Annotated in this window: 7 protein-coding genes and 1 pseudogene; all 8 read left to right on the top strand. The window is 68.4% G+C overall.

Going from position 1 to position 9,731, the window contains the following annotated elements:
* Window positions 1–176, top strand: a pseudogene (locus tag KBX53_RS36290) (L-ribulose-5-phosphate 4-epimerase); the annotation flags it as partial.
* A gap of 126 nt (window positions 177–302) precedes the next feature.
* Window positions 303–1,307, top strand: a complete 1,005-nt coding sequence (locus KBX53_RS11655; RefSeq protein ID WP_247675477.1) for an ABC transporter substrate-binding protein — start codon at window positions 303–305, stop codon at window positions 1,305–1,307.
* 189 nt (window positions 1,308–1,496) lie between these two features.
* On the top strand, window positions 1,497–3,038 hold the full coding sequence (locus tag KBX53_RS11650; RefSeq protein WP_210859113.1) for a sugar ABC transporter ATP-binding protein: 1,542 nt from the start codon (window positions 1,497–1,499) through the stop codon (window positions 3,036–3,038).
* The gene (locus KBX53_RS11645; RefSeq protein ID WP_030333975.1) at window positions 3,035–4,105 is read left to right on the top strand and encodes an ABC transporter permease; all 1,071 of its coding nucleotides are present in this window, start codon (window positions 3,035–3,037) and stop codon (window positions 4,103–4,105) included. Before KBX53_RS11650 ends, KBX53_RS11645 begins: the two co-directional genes overlap by 4 nt.
* Window positions 4,102–5,091 carry a galactofuranose ABC transporter, permease protein YjfF gene (gene yjfF / locus KBX53_RS11640; protein ID WP_030333976.1) on the top strand — a complete coding sequence of 330 codons (990 nt, stop codon included), beginning with the start codon at window positions 4,102–4,104 and terminating at the stop codon, window positions 5,089–5,091. Before KBX53_RS11645 ends, yjfF begins: the two co-directional genes overlap by 4 nt.
* A gap of 26 nt (window positions 5,092–5,117) precedes the next feature.
* Window positions 5,118–6,620, top strand: coding sequence for an L-arabinose isomerase (araA, locus tag KBX53_RS11635; protein WP_030333979.1), 1,503 nt, complete (start codon window positions 5,118–5,120; stop codon window positions 6,618–6,620).
* A 337-nt stretch (window positions 6,621–6,957) separates the two neighbouring features.
* Entirely contained in the window at window positions 6,958–9,063 is a 2,106-nt protein-coding gene (locus KBX53_RS11630) for a family 43 glycosylhydrolase (RefSeq protein WP_210859104.1), read from the top strand.
* Window positions 9,064–9,474: 411 nt separating this feature from the next.
* Window positions 9,475–9,731 (top strand): LacI family DNA-binding transcriptional regulator (locus KBX53_RS11625; RefSeq protein ID WP_210859096.1); only part of this gene is annotated, 257 nt, incomplete at its 3' end.

The following is a 9,731-nucleotide window of genomic DNA, read 5'->3' as shown; positions in this document are numbered from 1 at the left end:
GCGACGCCCGCGCGGCGGTCAAGGCGGCGGTGATGTGCGAGGACGTGGCCCGGACCGCGCACCTGGCCCACACCCTCGGGCGGCCGGTCCCGATGGCACAGGCCGACATCGACTCACTCTACGACCGCTACCAGAACGTCTACGGCCAACAACCAGTCGCACCGGCGGGTTCCTGACCCTCACCGAAACCCCGGGACCCGTCGGTCTGCACCACGCGCACCAGCACGCACCACCCGCGTACGCCGCTCTTTCGCACCTCGGCGGCCGGCGCGGTTACCCACCACATCCACCAAGGAGATTCGATGGGAAAGATGCGAATGCAGTCCGCTCCGTGGCGTGCTGCCGCGGTCCTCGCCAGCGTGCTGCTGGTCGGCGGCGTGGCGGCCTGCGGTAACAGCGACACCGGCGGCGGCGGGTCCAAGGACGACGGCAAGATCACGATGGGCTTCTCCCAGGTCGGTGCGGAGAGCGGGTGGCGTACCGCGAACACCACCTCGATCAAGGAGTCCGCTGCCGCCGCGGGGATCGAGCTGAAGTTCGACGACGCTCAGCAGAAGCAGGAAAACCAGATCAAGGCGATCCGCAACTACATCCAGCAGAAGGTCGACGTGATCGCCTTCTCGCCGGTGGTGGAGTCCGGATGGGACACCGTGCTCAAGGAGGCCAAGGACGCCGGCATCCCGGTCATCCTGACCGACCGCTCGGTGGACTCGGCCGACAAGACCCTGTACAAGACCTTCCTCGGCTCGGACTTCGTCAAGGAGGGCCGGCTCGCCGGTGAGTGGCTGGTCGAGCAGAAGAAGAGCGCCTCGGGCCCGGTGAACATCGTCGAGCTGCAGGGCAACACCGGTGCGGCGCCGGCGAACGACCGCAAGAAGGGCTTCGGTGAGGCGATCGCCGCCAACCCGAACCTGAAGATCATCGCCTCGCAGCCGGGTGACTTCACCCGGGCCGGCGGCAAGCAGGTCATGGAGCAGTTCCTCAAGGCGTACCCGAAGATCGACGTGCTGTTCGCGCACAACGACGACATGGGTCTGGGCGCGCTCGAGGCGATCACCGCCGCCGGCAAGGAGCCCGGCAAGGACATCACCATCATCACCGTCGACGCCGTCAAGGATGGCATGCAGGCTCTCGCCGACGGGAAGTTCAACTTCATCGCGGAGTGCAGCCCGCTGCTCGGCCCGCAGCTGATGGACCTGGCCAAGAAGGTCCACGCGGGCGAGGAGGTGCCGCCTCGGATCGAGACCGAGGAGACCACCTTCACGACTGAGCAGGCGAAGGAAGCTCTGCCCAACCGTAAGTACTGATCGACGACGGGGTCGCCGCGCTCGCGTGGCGGCCCCGCCGCGTCGCCTCCCTACCCGAAACGGACCGGGCTTGGCCCGCGACGACCCCGAGTACCACGCCCGCCCGAGCGACCCCCAGGGGCGACCGGGCGGGCGTCGCGGGGACGTGGCGGCCCTTCCGTGTCGACAACCCAGAAGAGGTCTGATGGGATGACGGATAGCCGTCCGGTCCTGACGATGACCGGGATCAGCAAGTCCTTCCCCGGGGTGCGCGCACTCCACGACGTCAACTTCCGGCTCTTCCCCGGCGAGGTGCACGCCCTGATGGGCGAGAACGGCGCCGGCAAGTCGACCCTCATCAAGGTGCTCACCGGTGTCTACGACACCGACGAGGGCGCGATCACCCTCCACGACGAACCCGTGTCGTTCACCGGGCCGATGCAGGCGACCGCCGCCGGTGTGAGCACCGTTTTCCAGGAAGTCAACCTCTGCACCAACCTCTCGGTGGCGGAGAACATCTTCATCGGCCGTGAGCCCCGCCTTTTCGGCGCGGTCCGCTGGGGCGAGGTTCGCCGCCGCGCCCGAGCCCTGCTGGCCCGCCTCGACCTCGACCTCGACGTCAGCGCGCCACTCGGCTCGTACTCCCTGGCGATCCAGCAGATGGTCGCCATCGCCCGCGCGATCGACATCAAGGCCCGGGTGCTGATCCTGGACGAGCCGACGTCCAGCCTCGACGCCGACGAGGTGGCGCAGCTGTTCCGGATCATGCGGCAGCTGCGCGACGAGGGCATCGCCATCCTGTTCGTGACCCACTTCCTCGACCAGGTCTACGAGATCGCCGACCGGATCACCGTGCTGCGCAACGGCGGGCTGGTCGGCGAGTACCTCACCACCGAGCTGCCCCAGCTTTCCCTGGTCGAGAAGATGATCGGCAAGGAGCTCGACGTCCTGGAGGGCATCGAGGAGCACTCCCGGCGGGACCTGGCCACCCTGGAGGAGGGCACCCCCCTGGTGGCGGTGTCCAACTTCGGTCGAGCGGGCGCTGTCGAGCCGTTCAGCCTCACCATCCACGCCGGCGAGGTGGTGGGCCTGGCCGGCCTGCTGGGCTCGGGGCGTACCGAGGTCGCGCGGTTGTTGTTCGGGGCCGACCGGAGCGACGGCGGTCAGGTAGCTGTCGACGGCACGGCGAGCAGCCTGCGCACCCCCGCCCAGGCGATCGACCACGGCGTGGGCTTCTGCTCGGAGAACCGCCGCGCGGAGGGAATCGTCGCCGACCTGTCGGTGCGCGAGAACATGATCCTCGCCATGCAGGCGGCGCGCGGCTGGCTGCGGCCCATTCCGCGTCGTCGCCAGGACGAGCTGGTCGACAAGTACGTCAAGGCCCTCAACATCCGGCCCGCCGACCCGGAGGTTCCGGTCCGCAACCTCTCCGGCGGCAACCAGCAGAAGGTGCTCCTGGCCCGGTGGCTGATCACCGAGCCCCGGCTGCTGATCCTCGACGAGCCGACGCGGGGCATCGACATCGGCGCGAAGACCGAGATCCAGAAGCTCGTGACGCAGCTGTCCGACGGCGGCATGGCGGTGCTGTTCATCTCCGCCGAGCTGGAGGAGGTGCTGCGCCTGAGCCACAAGGTGGCAGTGATGCGGGACCGGCAGATGGTCGCTCAGCTCGCCAACGACGAGAGCCTCGACGCCGACCGCATCATGCAGACCATCGCCAGCGGATCCCACCGGGAGGAGGCAGACCGATGAACGACACCATGAGCCGCTTCCGGACGATGACCGGTCACCGGCTGTTCTGGCCCGCCGCCGTGCTGTTCGCCATGCTCGCCGCGAACACGATCTACCGGCCCGGGTTCCTGTCCATCGAGCTCAAGGACGGGCACCTGTACGGGACGCCGATCGACATCCTGCGGCTGAGCGCACCGCTGATCCTGGTCGCGCTGGGCATGACCCTGGTCATCTCGACCGGCGGCATCGACCTGTCGGTCGGCTCGCTCTGCGCGATCAGCGGCGCGATCGCCTGCATGTACATCAGCAAGCAGCCCGACCAGAGCAGCATTGCCGTGGTGGCGACCGCCCTCGCGATGGCGATGGGGGTCTCGCTCGTGCTCGGCGCGTGGAACGGGGTGCTGGTGGCAGTGATCGGCATCCAACCGATCATCGCCACCCTGATCCTGATGGTCGCCGGCCGGGGTCTCGCCCAGCTGATCACCGAGGGTCAGATCATCACCATCAACTCCGAGCCGTACCGGGCGATCGGCCTGGGCCACGCGTTGACCCTGCCGCTGGCCATCTTCATCGCTCTCGCCGCGGCACTGCTCGTCGCCGCGTTCACCCGTCGCACCGCGCTGGGCATGATCATCGAGTCGGTGGGCGGCAACTCGGTGGCCAGTCGGCTGGCCGGCATCCGGTCCGGCCGGGTCATCTTCCTCGCGTACGTGATCAGCGCCGCGTGTGCCGCGGTCGCCGGTTTCATGATGACCGCCAACGTCTCCAGTGCCGACGGCAACGCCGCCGGCCTCTGGGTCGAGCTGGACGCGATCCTCGCTGTCGTCATCGGCGGCACCTCCCTCGCGGGTGGCCGGTTCTTCCTCAGCGGCACCATCATCGGTGCGCTGATCATCCAGACCCTGACCACCACCGTGTACGCGATGGACATCTCGCCGCAGACGTCGCTGCTGTTCAAGGCGGTCGTCGTCATCGCCGTCTGCCTCATCCAGGCGCCGGCCTTCCGGGCCCGGTTCACCCGCCGCAGGCGCAACGCCCCGCCGCCCGCCCCCGTCGCCGACAAGCCGAAGGAGCAGGTGCCGGCATGACCACTGGAACGCTTACCGCCGGTCGTAACCGGTTCCGGCTGCCGAGGAAGCAGATACCGGTGCTGGCGACGCTCGCCCTGCTGCTGGTGATGTACGGCATCGGTGTCTCGCAGTACACGGCGTTCTCCAACGTCCAGGTCATCTTCAACGTGTTCATCGACAACGGCTTCCTGCTCGTCGTCGCGGTGGGCATGACCTTCGTGATCCTCACCGGTGGCATCGACCTGTCGGTCGGTTCGGTCGTCGCCATGACGGCGATGGTGTCGGCCGCGCTGCTGCAGGACGGCATGCCGGCGGCGCTGGTGCTCGTCATCGCGCTGCTCATCGGCCCGACGCTCGGCCTGCTGATGGGCTGCGTCATCCACTTCTTCGAGATCCAGCCGTTCATCGTCACGCTCGCCGGGATGTTCTTCGCCCGGGGCATGTGCACGTTCATCTCCGGCGCGTCGATCCCGATCACCGACGGCTTCTGGACCGCGATGTCGCAGGAGCGGATCGGGAACCCCCGCGGCAACTTCGTGTCGATCAGCGTGCTGATCGCCTTCGTGGTGGTCGCCATCGCCGCGTACGTGCTGGCCTACACCCGGCTGGGGCGCAACGTGTACGCCATCGGCGGCAACCCGCAGTCGGCGCTGCTGATGGGCCTGCCGGTGGGGCGGACCCGGATCGCCGTCTACACGATCAGTGGTCTGTGCTCGGCCATCGGCGGGATCCTGCTGTCCTTCTACACCCTCTCCGGCGCGCCGCTGATCGCCGTGGGGATGGAGCTGGACGTCATCGCCGCCGTCGTCATCGGTGGCACGGTGCTCACCGGCGGCGCGGGTTACGTCTTCGGCACGGTACTCGGCGTGCTGGTCCTGGGCGTGATCCAGACCCTCATCACCTTCGATGGGAGCCTCAACTCCTGGTGGACCAAGATCGTGATTGGCGGCCTGCTCTTCGCGTTCATCCTCCTCCAGCGCCTCATCGGAATCCGTTACAAGTGACCGCCCCTCTCGCGGAAGGCAACCCCATGGCACCACACACCGAACCCGAGATCTGGTTCCTCACCGGCAGCCAAGGCATGTACGGCGAGGAGACGCTCCGCCAGGTGGCTGAGCAGTCCCGCCAGATCGCGGCAGCACTCGACGACTCGCCGCAGATTCCCGCCCGCGTGGTCTGGAAGCCCGTCCTGACCAACAGTGGTGAGATCCTGCAGGTCTGCCGGGATGCCGCCGCCCAGGGTGCCGTCGGGGTGATCGCCTGGATGCACACGTTCTCGCCGGCCAAGATGTGGATCTCCGGTCTGGACGCGTTGCAGACACCGCTGCTGCACCTGCACACCCAGGCGAACGTTCTGCTGCCGTGGAACGACATCGACATGGACTTCATGAACCTGAACCAGGCCGCGCACGGCGACCGCGAGTTCGGGTACATCCAGACGCGCCTCGGTGTGGCCCGTAAGACGGTGGCCGGGCACGTCAGCGACCCGCGGGTGACCACTCGCATCGGGGCGTGGGCGCGCGCCGCGCTGGGCTGGTCGGCGATGCGGTCGCTGCGCCTGGCCCGCTTCGGCGACAACATGCGCGACGTCGCGGTGACCGAGGGCGACAAGGTCGAGGCCGAGCTGCGGTTCGGCGTCTCGGTCAACACCTACGGCGTCAACGACCTGGTCGAGGTGGTCGGCGAGGTCACCGACGCGCAGGTGGACGACCTGGTCAAGGAGTACCAGGACACCTACCGCATCGTCGGCGAGCTGCTGCCCGGCGGCGATCAGCACGACGCGCTGCGCTACGCCGCGCGCCTGGAGTTGGGCATGCGCGCCTTCCTGGACGCGGGTGGGTTCCGGGCCTTCACGACGAACTTCGAGGACCTCGGTGGGCTGCGTCAGCTGCCGGGCATCGCCGTGCAGCGGCTGATGGCGGACGGTTACGGCTTCGGCGGCGAGGGCGACTGGAAGACCTCGGTCCTGGTCCACACCCTCAAGGCGATGTCGGTGGGGGTGAGTGGCGGCACCTCGTTCATGGAGGACTACACCTACGACCTCACCCCGGGCAACGAGCTGGTGCTCGGCGCCCACATGCTGGAGGTCTGCCCGACCATCGCGTCGGACGTGCCCAACGTGGAGATCCACCCGCTGAGCATCGGTGGCCGGGAGGACCCGGTCCGGCTGGTCTTCGACGCCGCACCCGGTCCGGCGGTGGTGCTCGGGTTGGCCGACATGGGGGAGCGGTTCCGGCTCGTGGCCAACGAGATCGACGTGGTGTCCCCGCCGCAGCCGCTGCGCCGGTTGCCGGTGGCCCGGGCGGTGTGGCGTCCGCGCCCCGACCTGCCGGTCTCGGCCGAGGCGTGGATCACCGCCGGCGCCCCGCACCACACGGTGCTGTCGCAGGCGGTGGGCGTGGAGGAGCTGCACGACCTGGCGGAGATGAGCCGCACCGAGCTCGTCGTCATCGACGCCGACACGCAGCCGCGCCGCTTCGCCGACGAGATCCGCTGGAACCAGGCCTACTACCGGCTGGCCCGCGGCTTCTGATTCGCGCGCTCTGATCGCGCTCGACACGGGTGGTCCATCCCTGCCTGCGGCTGGGGTGGACCACCCGTTCGCGTGTGGTCCCGGCGTACGTGAGGCGGCCGTGTTACGGCTTGACTAACAGCATGTTATCGCTCACAGTCTATAGCCAAGATGGTCGATGTCTTTGACTGTCCGGCCACGCGTGCGTTCCACCTCTCTCGGTTGCGGCAGCTCATCGCCGCGACCGTCGGGCTGACGGTGTTAGCGATCACATGGCCGGACGTCGGTCAGCTCGGTGCCCCGCCCGGTGCCGCGGACGCGACCCAGATCGCTCGGTTGACGTCAGCAGAGGAGGATCATGCTTTCCATCGGTCGGGTTCCCCGGGGTGCGCCACGTCGGCGCGGGTGGCTGTCGAGACTTGCTGTCGCCGCGATGACGCTGGTGGTCGGTGGCGCGGCCGCAGCCGTCGCCTCGGCGCCCGCGTCAGCGGCGACTGTCGACACCAGTGCCTGGTACGTGTTGGTGAACCGCAACAGCGGCAAGGCCCTGGACGTGTACAACCTGGCGACCAACGACGGCGCGCGGATCACGCAGTGGACCCGCAACAACGGTAACCAGCAGCAGTGGCAGTTCGTCGACTCCGGTGGAGGCTACTACCGGGTGAAGTCGCGGCTGTCCAACAAGGTGTTGGACGTCTCGGGCTTCTCGACCGCCAACGGCGGCGCAATCGTGCAGTGGAGCGACAACAACAGCACCAACCAGCAGTTCCGGTTGGCCGACTCGGACGGCGGTTACGTCCGGTTGATCAATCGGAACAGCAACAAGGTGATGGAGGTGCAGGGCGCCTCGACCGCCGACGGCGGAAACATCGTGCAGTACGACGACTGGAACGGCACCAACCAGCAGTGGCAGTTCGTCCGCGTCGACGGCGGGACCGACCCCACCACGCCGCCCCCGTCGAACGGCACCTTCTCGAACCCGGCGATCTGGCAGGACTTCGCCGACGTCGACATCATCCGGGTCGACAACGCGTACTACCTCACGTCGTCCACCATGCACTACTCGCCGGGCGCGCCGGTGCTGCGCTCCTACGACCTGGTGAACTGGGAGTTCGCCGGGCACGCCGTGCCCCGGCTCGACTTCGGCTCGAAGTACGACATGAGCGGTGGCAACGCGTACGTCGACGGGATCTGGGCGTCGACGCTGAACTACCGGCCGAGCAACCGGACGTACTACTGGGCCGGGTGCATCGACTTCGCGCAGACCCACATCTACACCGCGTCCGCCGTCGACGGCGCGTGGAGCAAGCACGCCACCATCCCCAACTGCTACTACGACGCCGGGTTGCTGGTCGACGACAACGACACGATGTACGTGGCGTACGGCAACAGCACCATCAGCGTGGCCCAGCTCTCCGCCGACGGGAAGTCCCAGGTCCGCGCCCAGCAGGTCTACCAGACGCCGTCGAGCATCGGGACGCTGGAGGGCGCCCGCTTCTACAAGCGCAACGGCGCCTACTACATCTGGCTCACCCGACCGGCGAACGGCCAGTACGTGCTGAAGTCGACGAACGGTCCGTTCGGCCCGTACGAGCAACGTCAGGTCCTGCTCAACCTGCCCGGTCCGATCTCCGGCGGCGGTGTGCCGCACCAGGGCGGTCTGGTGCAGACCCAGAACGGCGACTGGTACTACATGTCCTTCGTCGACGCGTACCCCGGTGGTCGGATGCCGGCCCTGGCGCCGATCACCTGGACCGGCGACGGTTGGCCGGTGTTGCAGACGGTCAACGGCGCGTGGGGCAGCTCGTACCCGAAGCCGAACCTGCCGGCGCCGCCCCGGGCGGTCAAGCCGCTCACCGGCACCGACACCTTCGCCGGCACCACGCTGGGCCCGCAGTGGGAGTGGAACCACAACCCGGACAACAGCAAGTGGTCGGTCAACAACGGCCTGAACCTGCAGACCGCCACCGTCACCGGCGACCTGTACAAGGCGCGCAACACGCTGACCCACCGCATCCAGGGCCCCACCTCGACCGCGACCATCGAGTTGGACTACTCCACCATGCGCGACGGTGACCGCACCGGCCTGGCGGTGCTGCGCAACTCGTCGGCCTGGATCGGCATCCGACGGGACAACGGGTCCACCCGGCTGGTCATGCAGAACGGCCTGACGATGGACGGCAGCTGGAACACCACCAGCACCGGCAGCGAGGTGGCGAGCACCGCCGTCTCCGGTGGCCGGATCTGGTTGCGCGCCAACGCCGACATCAGACCCGGCTCCGGCCGGCAGGCCCGTTTCTCGTACAGCACCGACGGGGTCAACTTCACCTCGTTCGGCAACGCCCTGACGCTGGCGAACAACTGGCAGTTCTTCATGGGCTACCGGTTCGCCATCTTCAACCACGCAACACAGGCGCTCGGTGGCGCGGTCACCGTGCGGCGATTCGACCTGACGACGCCGTGACACCAGTCACACGACGTCCGGTCTGACCGGTGGCGCCGGCCGCGCACGCCGTACGGCATGTCGAGTCGGCGCCACGTGTCGGGCCCGCGCCGGCCTGCTCCACGCTCTGTCCAGGAGCGCGGGCGGGCCGGCGTACCACGTCGGGGGCCGCGCGCCGCACCGGCTGGCGCGCACCTCCGGTGGGGACCGGGTGGTACGGCGTGGGCGGGTTGCGCAGACCCGACAGAGCCATGCCGTGTTCAGGACGGTTGCTGGCGTAGACTGTCGGCGATCCAGCGCTGGTCACCTGGGATTCAGCACCGGCGTGGTGACTGAGCGAGGGGGATCGGGCCGGGCCGCTCCAGTCGACGTCGACGGGCCGCGGGCCGGAGATGTAGCGGGGGGAGTGAAATGGCCGTCCACGGTCCCGCGATGACGGACGTTGCTCGTCTCGCCGGTGTCTCCCATCAGACGGTGTCGCGGGTGCTCAACGGGCATCCCAACGTCCGTGAGCAGACCCGGCTTCGGGTGCGCGCGGCGATCGCCGAACTCGGCTACCGCCCCAACGGCGCGGCGCGCGCCCTGGTGACCGGTCGATCACAGGTCATCGGGGTGGTCGCGCAGAACACGACGCTCTACGGTCCGGCGTCGCTGCTGGCCGCGTTGGAGCAGACCGCCGCGGAAGAGGG

Origin of the sequence: Micromonospora sp. M51 (genome assembly GCF_018070305.1) — a bacterium.
Taxonomy (GTDB): domain Bacteria; phylum Actinomycetota; class Actinomycetes; order Mycobacteriales; family Micromonosporaceae; genus Micromonospora; species Micromonospora parva.
This window is presented reverse-complemented; position numbering and strand designations above follow the sequence as displayed.

Bases quoted from the DNA above. Each gene is read 5' to 3' on its own strand.
- KBX53_RS11655 (WP_247675477.1), top strand. From the start codon at position 303: ATGGGAAAGATGCGAATGCAGTCCGCTCCGTGGCGTGCTGCCGCGGTC.
- KBX53_RS11650 (WP_210859113.1), top strand. From the start codon at position 1,497: ATGACGGATAGCCGTCCGGTCCTGACGATGACCGGGATCAGCAAGTCC.
- KBX53_RS11645 (WP_030333975.1), top strand. From the start codon at position 3,035: ATGAACGACACCATGAGCCGCTTCCGGACGATGACCGGTCACCGGCTG.
- yjfF (WP_030333976.1), top strand. From the start codon at position 4,102: ATGACCACTGGAACGCTTACCGCCGGTCGTAACCGGTTCCGGCTGCCG.
- araA (WP_030333979.1), top strand. From the start codon at position 5,118: ATGGCACCACACACCGAACCCGAGATCTGGTTCCTCACCGGCAGCCAA.
- KBX53_RS11630 (WP_210859104.1), top strand. From the start codon at position 6,958: ATGCTTTCCATCGGTCGGGTTCCCCGGGGTGCGCCACGTCGGCGCGGG.